Below are 20,606 nucleotides of genomic sequence, written 5' to 3' on the forward strand. Positions count from 1 at the left end.
ACCACTGAGAGCTTGCTAATCCATGTAGCTTAGGCTGTCGATTCAACACGGACTGACTTTATAATACAAAAAACCAAGAGAGCGGCAAGGAGGCATATTCGTATGCTTTCTTGACCGCTCTCTTGGATTTTTTTTTGTTTAGATAATACTCTTTAAAACTAGTTATATGATTAGGAAATAACTAATTACTCAATGAATAAGTTCCAGAACCTAATTCGGTCTTAGTATAGTCCGTTCCATTTGCCTTTGGTAACATTACCGTTGCCTTAGTATTTGCGGGAACAGTTACCTTAGCCGTAAGCTTATCTCCACTCATTTGGTAACTGACCTCAATTGTTCCTGATGCAGTCGGAACTTTGATTGCAGCACTATTAACATTTCCTGGTTGAACTTTAACATCAAAGGTCTTGTATCCAGGAGCAGTTGGTTTAAGTCCAAACATTCCTTGAATCAATTGAGTTGCTGGAGCAGATCCCCAAGGATGAGAGAACGTCATGTTAGGCTTCAATGATGGGTCCCATGCCTCAGGAGTAATTGTTGAGTGCAAGTTATCAATAACGTGCAACCAGCTCCTAATGTCAGTCGAATTCAACAATTTAGTTGCTTGTTGTGAATCGTTACCATTATAAAGTCCTTGAAGAACGAAGTATGCTCCGTAAATACTGGTATGGAATCCATCTCCACGAGCATCAATCTTCTGAGTTAAATTCTTAGCCATTTCAGGGGTGTCATAAACTCCCATTGCTAGTGGGAATGCTTGGGCATGTTCAGAAGCGTGGTCAGTTGCTTCTGAATCTTTAAACTGTCCTTTTTTGCTGTCATAAAGATTTTTGATCATCCCTGATTTTACATTGTCCGCGTACTTAGTAAATGCGGCTTTATCACTTTGATTACCAACCGCGTCAGCAATCTTGGACATATCTCTATATGCACCATATGCCAAGGCATTTAAAACAGTATCATATTTACCAAATGTATAGTCATCACGCTCGGATTGTGGCCAATCGACTAGCACAGCATTCATAGTGCTTGATGACGTGTTTTCATCTCTAACTAATCCGTTCGCATCGATATCATGTGTAAATAAGTCGTTACGACTAGCCTTTAACGCATCATATTCCTTTAATAATAAGGTCTTATCACCAGTATATAAATATTCATTCCAAGCATTCATGACTGAGAAGAAGCCATATTCTGCTGGCCAAGTCGGATTACTAATGCCCCACTCAGTACTAAAAGCTGATAATGCGTAGTTATTATCTACCGAGTATGAAGATAGTGAGTTGATCAATGTATCTCCCTCATAAACCCCACGTTCACGGGATTGAGAATCAACCATCAAATCTTGGTTAGTAGCTTTAATTGAGTACTTGGATAATTCATATTCCTTATTCATTGCACTATCTGAAGATTTAAAGTTCGATGCTTCATCATTAAATTCTTGTTGAAGGGCTAGTCCTTCAACATTGTTTGTCTTCAAATCTGCTGGTAAATTAGAAATTTCTACATACCTATAAGTTAGCAAATCAGTATTTTCAACCGTCTGCTTACCTTTAAGGAAGCTCCAAAACTCACCATAATTATTGGTAGTCCGCATTCTCCATTTGACTGAGTTACCATCAAGTTCCTCACCATATCTAATTTCAGCAGTTCTATCTGATTTAACATTTAAATTGCTTAATCCAAAACTACCGACAATCTCTTTACCCATATCAATCAGATAGTGGCCATTAGCTAATTTCTTAATTGATTGAGGACGAACAACCTTACGTTGAACATTATCTACTGGGTAGCTTTCAAGCTGTTGATCACTTGATACTAAATAATTACCGTGGCTTGTTGGCGTCTTCCATCCCTTATTAGAAGTGTTTTTAGGGTTAGTCCAATTGTTAGGGAAATATTTTTGATTAATATTTTGAGGTGCTGCTTTGAAGTAAAAAGTTCCTAAATTATCCTTGCCATTATCACCAAACGCTTTGGTTCCATCGTAAACTTGCCATCCAGAATTTTTCACCCCACTATTAGTCATTATTTTTTTAGTTCCATCTTTATAGTAGACCGTCATTTGGGCTAAGAAACCAGAATCCAATAACGAATAATTCAGTGCTCCAATAACATTCTTACCCTTACGCAGATTATTAGTGATGTCATAGTTATTGTAATAGTAAGTATTGCCATTATTTCTAGCTGGACCTTCACCGACAAATTTTCCGTTCACGTAAAACGAATCAACGAATTGGCGGGTTTCTTGATTGTTTTTGGCTGCAACACTAACCACAGCTTTCTCAATCTTTTCTGGATTGTTGATATTCAATCGTTTTCTTGCAAACACAAAGTTCGCGTCCACTCCAGAATTATTTTTTAGTGACCAGATTGAGTTTTTACTCTGCCAGTCGGTTTTAGTGGTAAAACTTTGCTTATTTGATGGTCCACTGGTATTCCCATGATTATCTTTAACCTGAACTGTCCAACTGTATAAATCATTGTCTTTAAGTTGGCTAACTTGGGCAACATGAACTCCTGTAGAATTATCTGACTGGGTCCATCCAGTTTCCACAACAGGGGAATTTGAACCTTCATGGTAAATACTAATTTTGTAGGCAGTCTGTTTACTGTTGTTTTGGTTATCGGTCATCGCCCAAGAAAACGTTGGTTCTTTTGATTGATCAACTCCCAATGGTTTGTTCATTAAATTAATCTTTTGATTAGTCACATTAACTTTATTTTCGCTAGCTAGCAACGTTAGTGAGCCAAAGGTCAACGCAATTGCAAACGATAATACTGCTAAATACATCTTCTTCATTTGTTTAGTGTCCTTCCTGTAAGCGCTTTTAATTATTCCAATAAAAAAAGGCACTCCGATACCGTTTTTAATCGTAAATCATTGTTTTACTTTTCAATCGCCTTTCCGAGTTCATTTAATAACTCTACCCACGACTTCTTACCTTGGTACTTAATATCCATACTGGCAACAAACTGAGTAAGAATATCTTGAGTTGGTTGTGAATACTGACCCTTCACATCTTTTAATGCTTCATTAATTCTTAAGTCTTCCCATTGCATGTAGGTCTGGCTTTCCCACTCGGTGCCGTTATACACCAAGGCAAATGTTTCTTGATTAACTAGATTACTAAGATTAGCGTTATCACTCAGTCCAATTTCCGTTAAGTCAAGGTTTGAAAAATCATCGCTCTTTGAGACATTAAACATGTTCTGGTCTGGTTGGTTGTATACAATAATTGAATCTGCCAATGTAAAAAGTTCCTTCTTTCATACTCACTAGGTTATTTTCTTAAATCATCACTAATATCCACTGCATCCAGGGTAAACTTGCCCTTTGTTACCACCACCCTAACTTCATGGTGACCATATGGTAGGTCATGGATAATCAGCACTTCTGACTTATCAGCACCCTTTTGGCTGGCAACACTCGGTAAAACAACCCGTCCATCAATGAACACCTTTAAATATGATCTGCGGTTTTGCTTTCCAATTAGTGAAAAGCCAGTTCCGTCAAATTCGAATTTGAAGTTATTCTCACCATCGCCCTGAGCTGAAGACAAAGAACGATTCCAGATGGTGTTTCCAAGGCCACAAACGTGATTCCAGTTTCCGCCGTAAATAATCTGATCATCTAAGTCATCTAGGCGAGTCTTAGTGACCGTGACACCGCCAGAGATACTTATAACAGTGATTTTATGAATTTTAGTATTGTAAAAACCAGTTCCAATCTTAATTCGACCACTGTAGTGAATATTTTCGTCATCAACGTACTTAAATAGCACTTTATCGTCTACTTTTGAATACAGAATCCCGTCAACAATCGTAAACTCAACGATATGATGAGCATCTAAATCCAAACCATCCACGTAACCTAAATTAACAACTTGATCATCCTTAAGTAGTTGATAAGACCCGTCAGTATAAAGCTTGAATACATAAGGGGCACTTTCCAATCTCCCCTTGACATCAGTCATTTCGTACAGACCAATCCCGATGTAGTTACCATAAGCAGTGTTTTGAATTGTCTGGTTATCAAACTGGAAGTCCAACTTGACACTGTAATCTGTCCAGTGGTCATCCCCCAAAGTAAAGTTAGGGGCGTATGAGTATTCCCAGTCTAATGCTCGTTCCTTTTCGGTAATCATTTGCTGCAGAACGTTTCCTTCTGGGGTCTGAACGACTTCAAAAGCACCGCCCTGGTCGGTAGTAAACCTTGGAGTCCCTCCTCGGCGGCTTAGATAGTCAGCAGGATAATCTGAATAACTAAAGTCATCAGAGTACAACAAATTTGTTCGTACATCTTGGACTAAGACCTTCTCATCTTTACCAGAAGTAATTCGTTGATACTTAACTTCATTATCGTCAGCTAATTTTAACGTCGTGGCAGTCACAATACTATGAGCTGGTACGAACACCTTAACTACATCTGCAAAATCAATCGTCTCTCGTAGCCGCTTTAGATTAGCATCATAATCTTCTTCTGCACTCTTAGGTCCCTGGCTTTCCCAAACATCTAAATCTTTTTCCGGAATATTTTTTAGTGAGATTTCGTACTCACGGCCAGCAGGACCGTCATTAACAAAAATCACCGAATAATCTTGCTTGTCTGGAGACATTAGGGTTAAGTAACTTGGCTTGAAGGTATCTTCGGTCAGATTTTCCGTTCCGCCAACTTGGCTATCAGAAGCACTAGTTAGAATCCGCCAAGCGCCGCAATCTTCCCAGCCGGTTTTGGCAAAGTCAGTAAAGTGCTTGATAATTTGAAGTCCAACGTTGTCTACATCAAACTCTCCTGACCATGGACGGCTGGCAGAAATTAGCTCTTTGTGACTGTAGTTAACCCCTGGATAATAGGCCGAAACGGCAGGTTGGAACAGATACAAACTACGCCGCGACTTTACGTAACTTTTGATTACTCGGTTGGCAACATCCAGCCCTGACTGCTTGCCACCGATTCCATCACCGTTACTTGCTTTGACTCGATACTTGCCAAAGGTCATTGGCGCAATTCCTTCGCTATACCAAACTTCCTTATGATACTCATCAGCAAGTTTCGTAAACGAGTTATCTGGACTGTCGTCAGTATTATAGTGGAAACCAGCAGCAGTTACTTTATCTCTGAGTTCTGCATCCGCTACCATAGCATCCCCAAAGTCAGTCTCGTAGTTCTGATCGGCAGCGATAATTTTAATCGCATGATATTCATCCACCGGAAAACCATTGGGAAAATCTATGTCACTCTTAATTCGGTCTGCAAACCACTTTGTCCACTTATACATTGGGTGCTTATTTTCATTACGATCTGGATTCACATAGTCAAACACAAACCCGTAAGTTTCATAAGCCGCAACAATTGTTTTCTTGTAATATTGGTACATTGGTTCATAAGCAGACTCAGGTACTCGGTTGTCGTGATCCGAACTCTTAACCTCTGTCCAAAACGGCCTTAAAAATCCTGGTTCACCCCAGCGTAATAAGGCTGTTTTGATATCAGGTTGGATTCGTTTTACATCAGCAATTAGCTGATAGCCTGCCCCACGTTTAACATTCGCTTCACCATCAATGGATCTAACTGGAGCTGGTTCTGTACCAGACGAGGTATTAGCATCGTCACCCAGTTCTACTTTGAGCATTCGCATTACTGGGTGCTTACCACCAAATAAGGTAGCTAGAATTTGTTGATAACTTTCTGGATGTTCATATTTGTAGTCCATCAACAATCTTGATGAATTGTTACAGTTGATGTAGCCAAATCCCTTAAAGGTATTAGCATCCGAGGTTGTTAACAACTCGCTTGCATCAATCGTAAAACTGGTACTATTCAATGTAATCCCTCCAATTGAATTATGTTTAGGCTTTTAGTCGCCTAGTTTTTCCCAACGCTTCTTTAAGAAGAAAGCTGCTGCTTTTGGCTGGCGATCTCTTGTAAAGATACCCTTCTTGTTACCGTTCACCCGCATATTTCCTTCAACAGTTTGGAAATCAGCGAAGTTCCAAACTTGTTCACCACGAATGAAGTCATATGAATCAAACACTCGGCCAAACATTTCTAGAACTTCAACTTGATACTCTTCACTCCACATGATTGAAGGCAATTTATGAAGTCCTGGTTCAGTATCAGCACCGTATTCCGTGTATACTAGTGGCTTATCAATATCTGAATTCTTCCACTGATCCATCTCACGTCTTAATCCAGCTTCACCATCTGAGATTTCAAATCCCCACTTGTGATACCAACCTGGATAACGGTTAAGAAGGTATAGGTCTGGGAATTGCTTACATTTTGATGCTTCGTAAGTATCATCTTCACTAAGAGTGAATGTCCGACCACGGTGTTGTGGGTCTAAGTCTTTAGTTTCTTCAAAGACTTTGGCAAAGTATGGCACGGCTGAATCAGTTACAGTATCAGGTTCGTTAAACAAGCTCCAAGCAAATACTGATGGATGGTTCTTGTCACGTAAAATCATATCGTGAATTTGTTCCAAATGCTTCTTTTGCAATTCTTCAGTCCAATCACCATCAAAGAATGATGCGTTCAATCCACCTAAGAAACTAGCGGCTGCCATCTTAAATCCAACCGCAGGAACTTCATCAATCACTAAGAATCCTTCACGGTCAGCAAAGCGGTATGCTTCTTCATCATATGGGTAATGTGAAGTTCTAAATGAGTTAGCATCAGTCCACTTCATCAACTCAACGTCTTTTCTTTCAACGTTAAGATCAAATGCACGGCCAGAGAAAATACTATCCTCGTGGCGGCCAAATCCTTTAAGGTATACAGATTTACCATTAACTAAAATCTCGTGGCCTTTGATTTCGATTGTTCGAATTCCAATTTCATCAGAATATTCATCCACAATTTGATCACCATCGACTAGCTGAATTTTGATTGTGTACAAATATGCGTCTCTAACATTCCATAACTTAGGATTAGTAACTTCTAAGCTACCAGATTTACCAGTGGCAGTTGCTACTTCATTGCCCTCTTCATCAGCTAGACTAACCTTAACGTCTGCATCACCAGTAATTTCTACTGAATAATTGACTTTAGCTGAATTATTACCTAGTTCAAATGTAGTTGAGTAGTCACTAACAGCTACCTTTGGAGTTGCAATTAAGTGAACACTTCTGTTCAAACCTGAGTAATTATAAAAGTCAAAAAATGGTTTTACCATCTTCTTACCATTTTCAAGGGTGATCGTATCCCCTGCAGGAAGAGCATCGCGATGTAATTCATTGTTGATTTTAATCGAAACAACGTTATCTGCACCAAACTTTGCTGCAGACGTAATATCAGCGGTGAATGGTAGAAAGCCACCTTCATGACTACGAATTTCTTGGCCGTTAACATAAACAGTTGCCCGGTGGGTTGCAGCACCAAACCGAATCCCAACTTGTTTGTCAGCTAGGTCACTTGGAATGAAAAATTTGGTTGAATACCAAAAGTCTCCAGCATATTCACGAGATTCCTTATCAGTAAAAAAGTCATTAAAACTGGCAGGAACCGGCATCTTGGTGCCATCGTGAAATCCCTTAGTCCAATCTTCTTGATTACCGACCTGTTTTGGATCAAACTTGAAGTTCCAAAGACCATCAAGCTTGCGGTCGTAGCGATATTCATTTAATTCTGGGTAAAGTAAACTTGTTTCCATAATTGTTGTATCCTCCAAATCAAATTAGGTAAGCGCTTTCTCTTTAACTTTTATTGTACTAGCAAAAAAGTCCCGGTCAATGTTTTTTAGTAAAAAAGAAGAACTTTTATCAAACTTACACATTATTTTACTAAAAAAGAAGGCTACTCCTCGTTTAACGAGAAATAACCTTCTACATTAATTATAAACTACTACCTCGATACACAATTTCAGTAGCTAATGTATTTGTTTCTGGAATCTTTTTAGGGTTCTTAATTCGCTGTTGCAATAACTCAATTGCCCGCTCACCAAGTGCTTCGGTATGTGAATGTACCGTTGTCAACGGAGGAGTGGTGTACTTGGCAATTGCAACATCGTTGAAACTAATGATGCTAACGCGATCAGGAATTGGGATAGCATGATCATTCAATGCCCTAATCGCGCCAACTGCCATCGTATCACTAGCAACAATGAACCCATGTGGCAACTTATCACCTAAAGTATCAATCGCTTTGTTCATCAATTGATATCCGGAATCCGGGCCAAATTCACCGTTGAATACAAAATCAGCATTAAAAACTCCCTTAGCAGTTAGATAATCTTTATGCGTCTGCTGTCTAGGTTCGGGAACTAGATTCTTTTCAGTTACAGTAGTTTCTTGACCACTCAGCATTCCAATATCTCGAATTCCCTCTTCAAAGAAATGATCAATAATTTGCTTAACTGGGGTAATGTAATCACTTCTTACACTATCAAATCCATACTGCAAAGTATCTTGACCAACAAACACAACTGGCTTTCCAGTATTTGCCAACTTATCAACCTCGGTTTTATCAAATTTCCCGATTGCCACAATTCCGTCAAAATCTGAAATCGTATCATTATCTAAGTTTTTTATTGAAAAGGTATCAGTTGTAGCACCAGTATTACTTGCTTTGTTTTCAATTCCGTACTGAATCTGTAGGTAATATAAATCAGTTAGTTCCTCTTGATTTGAGTGCCATTGAGCAATTGCGATTTTTTGAGAAACAGGCTTATTCTTTTTTCTTGGCTTACGCTTATACTGGATTCGCTCGGCAACCTCGAACACTCGTTGTTTAGTGTCATTGGTAACCGCTAAAGTATCATCGTAGTTTAGGATACGCGAGACGGTTGAGATTGAAACCCCCGCTTGTTCTGCTACATCTTTAATTGTTGGTCCCTTTTCTGAGCTCATCCGCGCACCCCGTTTCAAATTTAAATCATTACGATTACTAAACTAGTTTAACAAATTATGCCAATTTTTCCTAAAAATACTGATAATTAACTAGAACTCAGCTAATTCAGTTATAAATTCTTGATCAGAAACTTTAAATGTAACCTTACCATCAGCTAATTCAACAGTTGGAATAATTAACGTTCCATTTTCATCAAGGGACTCTAGTTCACGGTCACCAAGGTATAGTGAAACAAATACATAATCTCCAGGATCTACAACTCCACTTTGTAGAGGAATTCTAGTCTTTGGGAAGTAGATGTTGGTATTTGGCTCTGGAGTTGATAGTTCTGCAGTTAATTTTTCAGAGTAACCAACAATCCCGGTAATTCCTACTTCAGTTTTATAAAAGACTGAGTTAGGGACATCAGTTTTGATTTCTTGTTGTTCTGGCAACCCTGCTTCAGGTCCTGAAAAGCTCCCTTCAGCAAGATGTAAGGTTCTTCCAGTATGGATCTTGTGAACACGTACGTGCCAAGGCATATGAGGGATCACAAAGTTTTTAATTTCAACGTCATCATATGGTTTCCAATCAGAATAAACGTAGTCTTCATGCTCTGCGTAATCTTCATACTTAAAGGCGGTTTGCCAGAAGTTTTCTGATTCAGAAACGGCCAGTGTGTTATCAAAAGCTCCTTGCTTCAATAAAACACTACCCTTTGGCGTTGAAAAACCGAAAGTTGTAGAGTAAACATACTTTTCGTACTTGGCTTCACCATGAGCATGTTCATGTGAGTGTTGACCAGCGGTAAATGCTTGAACTTCTAATCCATTCTTGCTGTGTTCAACGAGCATTCTTGGTTCTGGTTGTAACTTACTCTTTTCAAACTTAAAGTCATCGCTCTCTTTTGCTTGCCAGAATTCGTCGTCATCAGGAAGAGCAAAGAAGATAAATGTCTTGAGTGCCCAGTATGCTGATGCTGGTCCGTTATACCCTTCAGCAAAGTTCATATTTGGATATGAGTAGCCAATTGGAATCAAGCCATCGGTAGTAAAAATATTTTGTTTGAACCACCAACGGAGGTTATTAAGAAGTAAATGCTTAATGTCACCCATTGTGTAACCTTCAGGCATATCAACGTGAGCATATGAGTACGCTGCCCAGAAAGCCGCTTGAGCAAACCGATAATCCAAACTACGTCCATATGGCAAGGCTGCACCATCAGCCGCAAACCAGTTAGCGTAACTAGGAACAAATGCCTTGGCACGTTCCTTCAACAGTTCAGCTTGTTTGCTAGTTGACTTAGTTAATCCAACAGTCAAAATCGTAAAGAACTGATATGCAAATGGAATGTAATTATCAATTTGATTTTCATAACCGTCATATGACCAACCATGATCTAAGTAGTGAGTGTTAGTTATTGCATAGTCATCGTCAACTTGCTTGGAACGATCATAATATCCTGAATCCGTAATAAACTGATTGACCATTGCTCTAAAGAATAGCCAGTTAGTCTTTGGGACAACTTTGTAATTAACTTGATCCATCCAGTCAACAATGCGCTTTTGTTGCACTTCTGAAAGGTGGTCCCAAAAGTAATCCTTAGTTTCATATAGGTATGCAGTCAAAGCACCCATTTCGACAAATAATTGGTCATAATCTCCAAGATCACCACCAAAATAATCAGGTGATTCTGGGTTTGTTCCTTCTAGAATTCCCTTAGACACCATCTCAAACCATTCTGGTTTTTCATATACCCTACGCTCATCACTAAAGAAAGGCCCCAAGCCCCAGAGCAAACGCATAAATCCTTCAATTTCTGTCTTATCCTGTAAATAAACGGCACCGCTGTCGCTCATTCTAAATCTACCCGCTCGCTTTTGTTGGGCTAAGACATTCATTGCTGGTTCAAGGATATCTTCTAAAGCAGCTTTAACATCAGCTTTAGTTCTTAACGGATTATCTTTGATCTGTTCATTAAACAATTTTCGATAACTCATATGACACCTGTCCTTCCGTTTTTTTGAAACCGATTACAAAAATAAGTATAAAATAGTTTTAGTAAAAATCAACAAAAATTCTAAACAATCTGCTCTTTAACATTTTTTTACTGTCCTTCACACATTCGTTGAAAAAAATGCGTTTCCTTTATATAACAAAGAAAACGGTTACGTCATGTGAATAAAATTTACTAAAATATAAAAAATATTACTAAATTTCTTGTGTACTTTTGCCAGTTAATGATTATAATGGTGGATGTAAGCGCTTATATATTCTCTTTTACTTTAAACAAAGGAGTAACAAAAATGGCAGACAATAAAGAAAAAAAGGTCGTCAAAACTGCGGTTGGTGAAATCACTAACGCAGTCATTAAAGATGAACAACAACCAAAATTACCATGGTTAGTATCATCTGCAATGTTTTTGGCACCATTATGTTGGTACGGACCTATTGGTTCTACTAGAAGTGTTTTAATTCCACAACTATTTGCACAAATTGATCCAGCAAACAAAGTTTGGGCCGTTGGTATCTTAGCAACGATTGCATCAATTACTGGTGCGGTCGCTAACTTGCTATTCGGTGCATTCTCAGATGTTACTAGAACTAAATTCGGTAAACGTAAGCCATACATAGTTGCTGGTACTGTGTTGGTGGCAATATCACTAATTATCATTGCTAACCTAACGTCGATTTGGGGAATTATAATTGTTTGGATTGTCGCGGCGGCAGCTGAAAATGCGATTGCAGCTGCGATATACCCACAAATTTCTGATCGAGTTGCCCCTAAATGGCGTGGTACTGTTTCAACATTCTATGGTGTTGGATTTACCATTGCCCAACAAGGTTTCGCTTTACTTGCCGCTCAATTCCTTGGCAATGTAAAAGTTGGTATCTATGTTATGGCTTCAATGACCGTTGTACTTGCAATCATTCATGTACTATTGATTAACGAACACAGTAACTTGTCAGAACCACGGGTTGCTTTTAATAAAGAATCATTGAAGAAGTACTTCTTCTTCCCAACCCATGATGCCCGTGATTTCTATCTTGCCTTAACTGGTAAGTTCTTCATGGTTGTTGGTTCAACAATCGTCACTACTTTCCAACTATTTATCTTTACAGATTACATCGGCCAAAGTACAAAATCAGCCGGTCAATCAATCTCTATTTTCTCAATGATCATGTTATTCATCGGTGTATTCTTTGCCTTAGTTGGTGGACCATTAGCTGATAAAATGAAGCGAGTTAAGGCACCAGTTGTTATTGCAACCTTCGCTCTTGGTGCAGCTGCCCTCTTCCCACTATTTATCCGTCACCCATGGGCAATGTTTGTATACGCAATTATCGCTGCATTTGGTAATGGACTTTACAACTCAGTTGACGGTGCCCTTAACATGGACGTTTTGCCATCATCTGATACTGCCGGAAAAGATTTAGGTTTAATTAACTTGGCCAACACTTTAGGTCAAATGCTTGGTGCCATGGTTGCCTCAGCAATCGTTGAAGCCTTCGGTTACCAATCAATCTTTATCTTCGCCGTTGCAATGGAAATCATTGGTGGTGCTGCTATCATGGCCATCAAACGTGTCCGGTAATTCTATAATTTACAGTAGAAAGAAGGATTTACATGTCTGTAAACAATGAAGATTGGAAAGCTGCCTTACAGTCTAAGGAAGGCTTTGAAGAATTTATTACTAAATACTTTCATGAACACAAAGAGTTAACCGGTAACTATGATACTCCCAGTTACTACGAGTATTACACCGTAACTTTAGATAGCAAAAAGGGACTAGTTGTTACCCTTAAAACTGGTTTAAAACAATCAAATCCCCCACTACCATTCAAAGATATCGAGCACTTATCAATTGAAGAATTCCGCCAACTGATTTTAAACAAAAAGTTTGAGGATCAAAGCGAAACTCTGGGAGATGTCTTTTCAAAGATGTTGTCCGAAGAACCTAGTGCCCACATCAAAAAGAAGGACGAATAATTTAATCAACAGCAGCAACCTCATAAAGTTGTTGCTGTTTTTACATACTAATAAAGCGAGGAATTTCCAAATGAAAAAACACGGATATTATTTATTTACTTACTTTGCTGGCGAAAAATACGCTGATGGTGAAAGCATATTCTTTGCCGTTAGCCGTGACGGCTTACACTGGCAAGACATAAACGATAATCACCCCATACTAACTTCAAACACTGGTACCCACGGGATACGTGATCCATTTATTATTAAAAACCCACGAACAAATCAGTACACAATTATCGGCACTGACTTAAAGATGCATGAAGCTGATAACTGGGGTGAAGTTCAGAGAATCGGTAGCCGCAGTCTACTTATCTCAAATTCTGATGATTTACTGAATTGGAGTGCCCCACAATTAATCGAAGTAGCTCCTGAAGGCTTCGGTTGTGTCTGGGCTCCAGAGGCAACCTATGACCCAGTAACTAATCAATTTTTAGTTTATTGGTCCTCAAAAACTAATGAAGATGACTATAAGAAGCAAAGAGTTTATTGCGCTACCACTCTAGACTTCACTAACTTTAGTTCACCAAAACTGATGATTGAAAAAGACCACAGCACAATTGATACCACCGTCATTCACTACAGAGATCACTATTATCGATTTAGTAAGGATGAAACTGATAAGCGGGTTTTTGCCGAACGTCTGAAACAATTGGCCTCTACCCCTCAACCAGTCACCTCTCCTGCACTAACTGCACTTTCAGGGGTTGAAGGACCAACTATATACAAATTAGTTGGCCAATCCAAGTGGGTTTTACTTCTAGATAATTATTCAAAATCAGGATACTTTCCATTACTATCAAATAACCTTCCTAAGGGCGAATTTAAGCAACTACCAGAATCCGCATACCACATGCCTTCTCGCGCCCGCCATGGGACGGTAATCTCAATTACCCAAGAAGAGTACCAACGCATCAAAAATCACCAATTTTAAACAATAAAATACCGCCTGTGATTATTCCCTGATGGGTTAATCACAAGCGGTATTTTTAATTAATCAATATATTGTTTAGATTACTTATTCTTTTGGATTGATTCCCAAAGTCCATTTAGGTAAGTAATTCCTAGGGCTCTGTCGTACAAACCATAACCAGGACGGCCATCTTCGTCCCAGATATTTCTACCATGGTCAGGACGGATGTAACCATCAAAACCACTATCATCCAATGCCTTCATGATTTCGTACATATCTAGTGAACCTTCGTCTGACAAGTGTGGAGCTTCATGGAACTTAGTCTTTTCAGCGTTAGTAAACTTGATGTTTCTAGCATGGATAAATGGTGCACGGTCCTTGCCAACAAATTCTCGGATAATTGCAGGAAGGTCGTTCTTAGGGTTTTCGCCCAAACTACCAGTACAGATAGTGAAACCATTGTACTTAGATTCGTTTAATTCTTCAATGGCAACCATGTCATCACGGTTTTTGTAGATTCTTGGCAAACCAAATAGTGGGAATGGAGGATCATCTGGATGCATTGCCATTCTTACGTCAGCTTCCTCACAAACAGGAATAATTTCGTCAAGGAAGTACTTAAGGTTTTCAGTTAACTTCTTAGCATCAACGCTCTTGTATTTTTCAAACAAGGCTTTAACTTCAGCAAGACGGTCTGGCTCCCATCCTGGCATTTCAAATCCTTTTGAGCCTTCTTTGATTCTTTCAATCATTTCATTAGGATCGTCAGGCACCATAGTTGGATCATATGCCAAGGCATTTGAACCATCTTCAAGGGGTTCATGCAAATTAGTTCTCAACCAGTCGAATACGGGCATAAAGTTGTAACAAATTACCTTAATTCCGTATTTTGAAAGGTTACGGATTGTTTGCTTGTAGTTTTCAATATATTTATCACGAGTTGGCAAACCAATCTTGATGTCATCGTGGATATTAACAGATTCGATTACTTCAAGCTTAAGGCCAGCCGCTTCAACAGTTTCCTTCAAGTGAGCAATCTTTTCTTCTGGCCAAACTTCACCAACTGGAACATCGTACAGTGATGCCACAACCTGAGTAGTACCAGGAATTTGTCTAATTTGCTTTAACGTAATTGGGTCATCATCTTCGCCAAACCAGCGAAAGCCCATATCTAGCTTCTTCATCTTCTGCCTCCAAAATTTAAATACGAATATATTAGTATTCTAGTATATAGAAAACATTTTTGCAGCTAACTACGTCTTAAGTTATGGGCTTAATTTAAGCCCCAAATCTAATAGTTGATAACAAACGGCACTGATCAAACCCGCAAAGGAATTACGTTTGTCCATCCTATAAATAAAATTTGCTGGCTACAAAAATTGTTCTTTATTTAATTAATATATTAGTATACTATATACATATGATAGCATCTTCTGTAACCGCTATCAACACATATTTTTACTTTATTTAATAAGATTTATGATAAGATTTAAATGTTAATAATTTTCGACACAAAGGACAATATAATGGAAAGTCTACAAGATCGTGCATACAGCACAATATACAATTCAATAATTACCTTGGAACTAAAACCTGGGCAACGAGTTTCTGACCATGAGTTCGAAAAGCAGCTCGAAATGAGCCGCACCCCAATTAGAGAGGCCATGCTCCGTTTATCAAGAAACGGCCTACTTAACTCTGTTCCCCAAAGTGGAACTTTCGTTACCAGGATCAATATCAAGAAAGCCTTAGATGCTCGGTTTGCCCGCCAGACTCTTGAGCGTAAAATTGTTAGTGAAATTACCGCCAACCACACCGAACAAAACATTGAAGACCTAGAATTTTTATTGCTTCAACAAAAAAGAGCAATTAGTCGAAATGAACTAAGAACATTTTTTGAAGCCGATGATGAATTTCATGCCTCGCTTTACAAATTCACAGATCACGGTAGTATTTGGGACTGGTTAATGAGTTTAAGCATCGACTTAAACCGATTCAGATATCTCCGTTTATTCGATACCAACTTATCCCCTACCCCATTGATTGATGCCCATGCACGTTTAATTGATGCCATTAAAGGTGATAAGAAGGGCGATGCTGACAAAATCATTGAGGACCATTTGGATTTGCAATTGGTTGATAAAAACGATGTGATTAAGCAGTATCCTGACTACTTTGAAGAATAAAAAAAGACCATCACGGTAAAATGCCGTGGTGGTCTTTTTTTGTTTGTGTTGGGTTTTAGAATTTGCTGTTTGCCAACGGCAACATAGCCAAAACGTGTTCACTCAATCTAACCCCGAGGATTACCCGATTGAGTTCGACACTCTACCAGAACGGCTTCCAGCCTCAGACTTTTCTCTTAGCTCCAAATTTTGCCTTGCGCACTTCGTTTGCTCAATCCAAAATTTTAAGCTAATGCTCAAAGTCTCCCAAGGCTGTCAGCACTCTATTCCTTATTCATGCTCCGCATGGCTCTTTGACTTCGCATTGTTTTGACCGTAATATGCGTTCGCACCATGCTTACGGTAGTAATGCTTGTCCAACAAGTATTGTGGTACGTGGATTTCATCTCTAGTCAATTGCAAACCATGGTATGCAATTTCAGCTGAAACTTCCAATACCTTTGCGTTGTAAACTGACTTGTCTGGTGTTGGTCCCCATGAGAATGGTCCGTGTTGGCTAACCAATACGGCTGGCACAGCATCTGGATCAATACCACGACGTTCAAATTCGTCAACGATAACCTTTCCAGTATTTAATTCGTATGCTTCTTCAATTTGTTCCTTAGTCAAAGCTGGAGCAGCTGGAATATCACCGTAGAAAGTATCTGCATGAGTAGTACTTACAGCAGGAATATCCATCTTAGCTGCAGCAAATGAAACACCCCAAGGTGAATGAGTATGAGTAATTCCACCAATGTTTGGGAAATGGTTGTATAGGTAAGTATGAGTTGGTGTATCTGAAGAAGGGTTCATGTCACCTTCAACAACTTTACCGTCCAAATCAACAACAACCATATCTTCTGGCTTCATATCATCGTATTCAACACCTGATGGTTTGATTACAAATAAACCTTTTTCACGGTCGATACCTGAAACGTTACCCCAAGTAAAGGTAACCAAATCAAGCTTTGGCAATTTCATGTTTGCTTCGTAGACTTCTTGTTTGAGCTTTTCTAGCATTCTCGTAACTTCCTTTTCGAATTTTTGATGGTCATTAGTTTTATTTCAAAACTTACGTTTTACCTAACAATGCCAATGTCAAAAAACGGTCGTTAACTGATCAGTTTTTAACATCGGCATAGTTAATTATCCGGACAACTTTGTTTACTTAGTCATCTTCATTGACTTAACAGCTTCTTGTTCTGCAGGAAGAGCAGCCTTGTAGTTATCGATAAACTTATCGTAACCAGCAACACTTTCTGGTTCAGGTTCAAGAGTTGCACCAGTGGCATCCTTGAAGACGCGATTCTCAAGGTAATCTGCCAAGCTTTCGCCGTTCTTCTTGTTGCTTGCGTACAATGCAAGAATTGCCATACCCCATGGGCCACCTTCGCCGGCGTTGTCCATAACAGTAATTGGAGTGTTAAGAGCGTCAGCCAAAACTTGTTGGGCAACGACTGGTGTCTTGAACACACCACCTTGAGCAATCAGTACGTTTGTCTTGATGTGTTCTTCTCTAAGAAGAATATCCATACCAATCTTCAATGGAGCAAATGCTGAGTACAATTGAGTCTTAATGAAGTTTGCTAGGTTCATCTTTGAATCTGGCTTTCTTACAAACATTGGGCGACCTTCAGGAACACGAGTAATGTTTTCACCTGAAAGGTAACTGAAGTTTACAAGGCCACCGGCATCTTGGTCACCCTTAACTGATTCTGAGAATAAAGTTCCGTATAAATCGTTAGGTTTAACTTGGACACCAAGTGCACGAGCAAATTCACCAAACAATGATACCCAGGCATTGATATCTGAAGAACCATTGTTAACGTGAACCATGGCAACTGGTGCTCCATCTGGAGTAGTAACCATATCAATATCGCGGTGAACTGCCTTCATTGGGCCATCAAGGACAACCATTGAGAATGCTGAAGTTCCGGCTGAAATGTTACCGGTACGAACCTTAACAGCGTTAGTTGATACCATACCAGTACCAGCATCACCTTCTGGAGGAGCGATTAATGATCCTGCTTCAAGTTGACCTGAAGCATCAAGTAATTTAGCACCTTCAGCGGTTAATTCACCAGCTTTTTCACCGGCTGGCAAGATTGCTGGTAATACGTCAGGAACGTTCCATGAACGGGCTTTGATTTCATCAAGGTCATTGAATTTATCAAGCATTTCTTGGTCGTATGACTTAGTTTCGTTATTAATTGGAAATACACCTGAGGCATCACCAACACCCAATACGTTTTGACCTGAAATCTTCCAAGTTACGTATCCTGCAAGTGTAGTGATGAAATCAATATCATCGATGTGTGATTCGTTGTTAAGCACTGCTTGGTAAAGGTGAGCAATACTCCAACGTTCTGGAATGTTGAAATCAAATAACTTAGTCAGCTTTTCAGCAGCTTGACCAGTGATATTGTTTCTCCAAGTTCTAAATGGAACTATAAGTTCACCCTTTTTGTTGAATGGCATGTAACCGTGCATCATAGCACTTACACCAATTGAGCCAATCTTCTTAAGATCAACGCCATATTCATCATGAACTTGTAATGCCATGTTGGCGTAACTAGTTTGAATTCCAGTCCAAACTTTATCGATTGAGTAAGTCCAGATACCGTTATCCAATTCGTTTTCCCAGATAAAATCACCTGAGGCAGCCGTTTCAAAGTCATCGGTAACTAAGACAGCTTTGATACGTGTAGAACCAAGTTCAATTCCAAGCGAGATGTTTCCGCTTACAATTTCATCTTTAATATGATTTTTGTCCATCGGTTTTTCCTCCACCGTTCGTTAGTTATTTACCTTACAAATCTAAGTATAAAATATTCGTACGTATAAATCAATGAATACAGAAATTTATTGAACAAATTTTTGTAAGCGCTAAACTATCAGTGCTAACCCGTCTTCATCGATGATTGAGACTTTTGCTCCAGCCGTACTAATTAGCCCTTGTTCTGCGAACTTTTTCAGCGTTCTGGTAATTGTTTCTGGAGTTGTCCCTAAATAAACCGCAATATCTTTTTTCTTCAGCGGTAATTTAAACGATTTCGATTTTTCACCAGCGCTAGTTTCCAATAAATAACGCGCAACTTTTTCGGTAACGCTGGCAGTTGATGCGACCGCCTTTTCGTTTTCCAACTCAGTAATTCGACTTCCCATCGATGCCATCATATTCGTTGCCAAATCAGGGCTCTTGGTTAGTAGTTGTTGAAATGATGTTTGACTGATCTGACAAATGTTTGAATCGGTTAGGGCAACTGATGTGGCATTTCGCGAGTTTCCAGAAAAGAGTGCAGTTTCGCCATCAAACTCCCCTGGAAGGAGAACCCGAATTATTTGTTCCTTACCATCTCGGTTTACCGTTGATACCTTCAGCTGACCCTTATCGACAATCATGAACTGGCCTAGTTTATCTCCGGCCATATAAATCGTTGTGCCCTTGGGATAAAATTTTTGAACAACCAAATCAGCTAATTGTTGACGCTGGTCTAACGGCAATGTGTTAAACATTGGCACTAAATTTATACATTCTAAAGCATGATGCTGATCCATAGAATCACCTATTTTTCTGAAATCATTTGTAACCATTTTTTAGTTGGTACATCAAAGTTATCAGGAACGTCAAATCCAAGTGGTTCAAAGATTCCCCGAACCTTTTCCCAGTCAATTGTACCTTCGTTACTAAAACTAGTAATTGTTGCTTCTAATTGTTCTTGGGTAACTTGTTGAAGCTTTTCTTGGTTGCCACCTAAAGTTGCGATAAACGTATTAGCAGCTAATTGGCCAGCAATAATTTCGTTAACCCCGCTAGCATCCAACTCATCACTGATTGTTTTTCGTTCCTTAAGTGGAACAGCTTTTAACTCCCGATTTAAAAATCCTTGGAATTCAGAAAAGTTATCTGCAATTTGTTCATAAAATTGCCAAGGAACCCCAACATTAATTTGTTGTAGTACTTGAGGTAATAATTCTTCAATCGACCATACTTGTTGGTCCTGGCCAATAACGATCCACTGTTGTAAGAATCGTTGCATTGATTCTCTAACTGCTAACTTAAGTTTTTTCTTTAAAGTTAAACCGTAGCGAACAAGCATGAAATCTTCGAACTCTGAATCGTTGATTGTTCTTTCTTGTGGCTTGCGTTTTGCCTTTAAAATTTGCTTGATTTGTTTTTGTTTGCTTGATTTTGCGTACTTACCTTGTTTTGCCAATGTATTTTCTCCTTTGTCGTATACAGACATTTTATCATGAAATGATTAACTAATTTTGAGGAATGAAAATTGGTCTTTTCATTGGAAAATAGTAAACGTATTTTGCGTACGAATTTCTTGCTATAAATTTTTTTCTGGCTAATACAACATCCAAAATGGAAAATCAAGATTGAATATACAAACTTGTGTTCGTATAATTAAATAACCGAACGGAGGTTGATTACATGGAACAAATTTTACCAATCAGCGCAATTGCCGAGGACGCAATGCGCAACGGAGCAATCGTTGAAATTAAACTTTTCAATAAACAAAAGGTGTTTCACCGACAGGATTTAATCGGTAACGTCACCGGAGTAAAGGATAGAATAATTACCTTAACTAACCTCTTTAACCATTCAAAAAAAATTAATGAGGATGATATCGACGATATTGTCTACATAACAAAATAAGG

General features: G+C 38.9%; 16 protein-coding genes. 5 read left to right on the forward strand and 11 right to left on the reverse strand.

Features of this window, described 5'->3' with window-relative positions; all coding sequences use genetic code 11:
• Positions 1 to 181 precede the first annotated feature (181 nt).
• The 6 genes from PL11_RS02705 to PL11_RS02730 all read right to left on the reverse strand — a co-directional run bounded on the left by PL11_RS02705 (position 182) and on the right by PL11_RS02730 (position 10,830).
• Positions 182 to 2,803, reverse strand: coding sequence for a family 78 glycoside hydrolase catalytic domain (locus PL11_RS02705; protein WP_035166184.1), 2,622 nt, complete (start codon positions 2,801 to 2,803; stop codon positions 182 to 184).
• Positions 2,804 to 2,889: 86 nt separating this feature from the next.
• Positions 2,890 to 3,252: a hypothetical protein gene (locus tag PL11_RS02710; protein ID WP_035166186.1), complete on the reverse strand. Its 363-nt coding sequence runs from the start codon at positions 3,250 to 3,252 to the stop codon at positions 2,890 to 2,892.
• 32 nt (positions 3,253 to 3,284) lie between these two features.
• Positions 3,285 to 5,828, reverse strand: a complete 2,544-nt coding sequence (locus tag PL11_RS02715; protein ID WP_035166188.1) for a glycosyl hydrolase — start codon at positions 5,826 to 5,828, stop codon at positions 3,285 to 3,287.
• A gap of 33 nt (positions 5,829 to 5,861) precedes the next feature.
• Positions 5,862 to 7,655, reverse strand: coding sequence for a beta-glucuronidase (gene uidA, locus PL11_RS02720; protein ID WP_035166189.1), 1,794 nt, complete (start codon positions 7,653 to 7,655; stop codon positions 5,862 to 5,864).
• A 181-nt stretch (positions 7,656 to 7,836) separates the two neighbouring features.
• Positions 7,837 to 8,850, reverse strand: a complete 1,014-nt coding sequence (locus PL11_RS02725) for a LacI family DNA-binding transcriptional regulator (protein WP_035166192.1) — start codon at positions 8,848 to 8,850, stop codon at positions 7,837 to 7,839.
• A 90-nt stretch (positions 8,851 to 8,940) separates the two neighbouring features.
• On the reverse strand, positions 8,941 to 10,830 hold the full coding sequence (locus PL11_RS02730; protein ID WP_035166194.1) for a DUF2264 domain-containing protein: 1,890 nt from the start codon (positions 10,828 to 10,830) through the stop codon (positions 8,941 to 8,943).
• 306 nt (positions 10,831 to 11,136) lie between these two features.
• Here PL11_RS02730 and PL11_RS02735 point away from each other — a divergent pair, with 306 nt between their 5' ends.
• The 3 genes from PL11_RS02735 (at position 11,137) to PL11_RS02745 (ending at position 13,794) form a co-directional block, all read left to right on the forward strand.
• A complete protein-coding gene (locus tag PL11_RS02735) occupies positions 11,137 to 12,426 on the forward strand; it encodes an MFS transporter (RefSeq protein WP_035166196.1) in 1,290 nt (429 codons plus the stop codon).
• Positions 12,427 to 12,458: 32 nt separating this feature from the next.
• Entirely contained in the window at positions 12,459 to 12,821 is a 363-nt protein-coding gene (locus tag PL11_RS02740) for a hypothetical protein (protein ID WP_035166198.1), read from the forward strand.
• A 70-nt stretch (positions 12,822 to 12,891) separates the two neighbouring features.
• Entirely contained in the window at positions 12,892 to 13,794 is a 903-nt protein-coding gene (locus PL11_RS02745; protein ID WP_035166200.1) for a glycoside hydrolase family 43 protein, read from the forward strand.
• An 80-nt stretch (positions 13,795 to 13,874) separates the two neighbouring features.
• Here the strand turns inward: PL11_RS02745 and uxuA are convergent, their stop codons facing one another.
• Positions 13,875 to 14,957, reverse strand: a complete 1,083-nt coding sequence (gene uxuA / locus PL11_RS02750; protein WP_035166201.1) for a mannonate dehydratase — start codon at positions 14,955 to 14,957, stop codon at positions 13,875 to 13,877.
• 342 nt (positions 14,958 to 15,299) lie between these two features.
• Here uxuA and PL11_RS02755 point away from each other — a divergent pair, with 342 nt between their 5' ends.
• Positions 15,300 to 15,959 carry a GntR family transcriptional regulator gene (locus PL11_RS02755; protein WP_035166202.1) on the forward strand — a complete coding sequence of 220 codons (660 nt, stop codon included), beginning with the start codon at positions 15,300 to 15,302 and terminating at the stop codon, positions 15,957 to 15,959.
• A gap of 270 nt (positions 15,960 to 16,229) precedes the next feature.
• Here PL11_RS02755 and PL11_RS02760 read toward each other — a convergent pair whose 3' ends face one another.
• The 4 genes from PL11_RS02760 to PL11_RS02775 form a co-directional block, all read right to left on the reverse strand.
• Positions 16,230 to 16,958, reverse strand: coding sequence for an L-ribulose-5-phosphate 4-epimerase (locus PL11_RS02760; protein ID WP_035166203.1), 729 nt, complete (start codon positions 16,956 to 16,958; stop codon positions 16,230 to 16,232).
• A gap of 144 nt (positions 16,959 to 17,102) precedes the next feature.
• On the reverse strand, positions 17,103 to 18,713 hold the full coding sequence (locus tag PL11_RS02765) for a xylulokinase (protein ID WP_035166205.1): 1,611 nt from the start codon (positions 18,711 to 18,713) through the stop codon (positions 17,103 to 17,105).
• Positions 18,714 to 18,824: 111 nt separating this feature from the next.
• Positions 18,825 to 19,454, reverse strand: coding sequence for a Crp/Fnr family transcriptional regulator (locus tag PL11_RS02770; RefSeq protein ID WP_237047511.1), 630 nt, complete (start codon positions 19,452 to 19,454; stop codon positions 18,825 to 18,827).
• A gap of 50 nt (positions 19,455 to 19,504) precedes the next feature.
• On the reverse strand, positions 19,505 to 20,155 hold the full coding sequence (locus PL11_RS02775; protein WP_052127718.1) for a hypothetical protein: 651 nt from the start codon (positions 20,153 to 20,155) through the stop codon (positions 19,505 to 19,507).
• A gap of 224 nt (positions 20,156 to 20,379) precedes the next feature.
• Between PL11_RS02775 and PL11_RS02780 the strand changes: the two genes are divergently transcribed.
• Positions 20,380 to 20,604, forward strand: a complete 225-nt coding sequence (locus PL11_RS02780) for a hypothetical protein (RefSeq protein ID WP_035166210.1) — start codon at positions 20,380 to 20,382, stop codon at positions 20,602 to 20,604.
• Positions 20,605 to 20,606: the final 2 nt, after the last annotated feature.

The organism is Lentilactobacillus curieae (genome assembly GCF_000785105.2).
Classification (GTDB): Bacteria; Bacillota; Bacilli; order Lactobacillales; family Lactobacillaceae; genus Lentilactobacillus; species Lentilactobacillus curieae.

What these genes read in the sequence shown, in the direction of transcription:
- PL11_RS02780 (WP_035166210.1), top strand. Translation starts at nt 20,380, where the DNA reads ATGGAACAAATTTTACCAATCAGCGCAATTGCCGAGGACGCAATGCGC.
- PL11_RS02755 (WP_035166202.1), top strand. Translation starts at nt 15,300, where the DNA reads ATGGAAAGTCTACAAGATCGTGCATACAGCACAATATACAATTCAATA.
- PL11_RS02765 (WP_035166205.1), bottom strand. Translation starts at nt 18,713, where the DNA reads ATGGACAAAAATCATATTAAAGATGAAATTGTAAGCGGAAACATCTCG.
- uidA (WP_035166189.1), bottom strand. Translation starts at nt 7,655, where the DNA reads ATGGAAACAAGTTTACTTTACCCAGAATTAAATGAATATCGCTACGAC.
- PL11_RS02725 (WP_035166192.1), bottom strand. Translation starts at nt 8,850, where the DNA reads ATGAGCTCAGAAAAGGGACCAACAATTAAAGATGTAGCAGAACAAGCG.
- PL11_RS02760 (WP_035166203.1), bottom strand. Translation starts at nt 16,958, where the DNA reads ATGCTAGAAAAGCTCAAACAAGAAGTCTACGAAGCAAACATGAAATTG.
- PL11_RS02730 (WP_035166194.1), bottom strand. Translation starts at nt 10,830, where the DNA reads ATGAGTTATCGAAAATTGTTTAATGAACAGATCAAAGATAATCCGTTA.
- uxuA (WP_035166201.1), bottom strand. Translation starts at nt 14,957, where the DNA reads ATGAAGAAGCTAGATATGGGCTTTCGCTGGTTTGGCGAAGATGATGAC.
- PL11_RS02735 (WP_035166196.1), top strand. Translation starts at nt 11,137, where the DNA reads ATGGCAGACAATAAAGAAAAAAAGGTCGTCAAAACTGCGGTTGGTGAA.
- PL11_RS02745 (WP_035166200.1), top strand. Translation starts at nt 12,892, where the DNA reads ATGAAAAAACACGGATATTATTTATTTACTTACTTTGCTGGCGAAAAA.
- PL11_RS02705 (WP_035166184.1), bottom strand. Translation starts at nt 2,803, where the DNA reads ATGAAGAAGATGTATTTAGCAGTATTATCGTTTGCAATTGCGTTGACC.
- PL11_RS02740 (WP_035166198.1), top strand. Translation starts at nt 12,459, where the DNA reads ATGTCTGTAAACAATGAAGATTGGAAAGCTGCCTTACAGTCTAAGGAA.
- PL11_RS02770 (WP_237047511.1), bottom strand. Translation starts at nt 19,454, where the DNA reads ATGTTTAACACATTGCCGTTAGACCAGCGTCAACAATTAGCTGATTTG.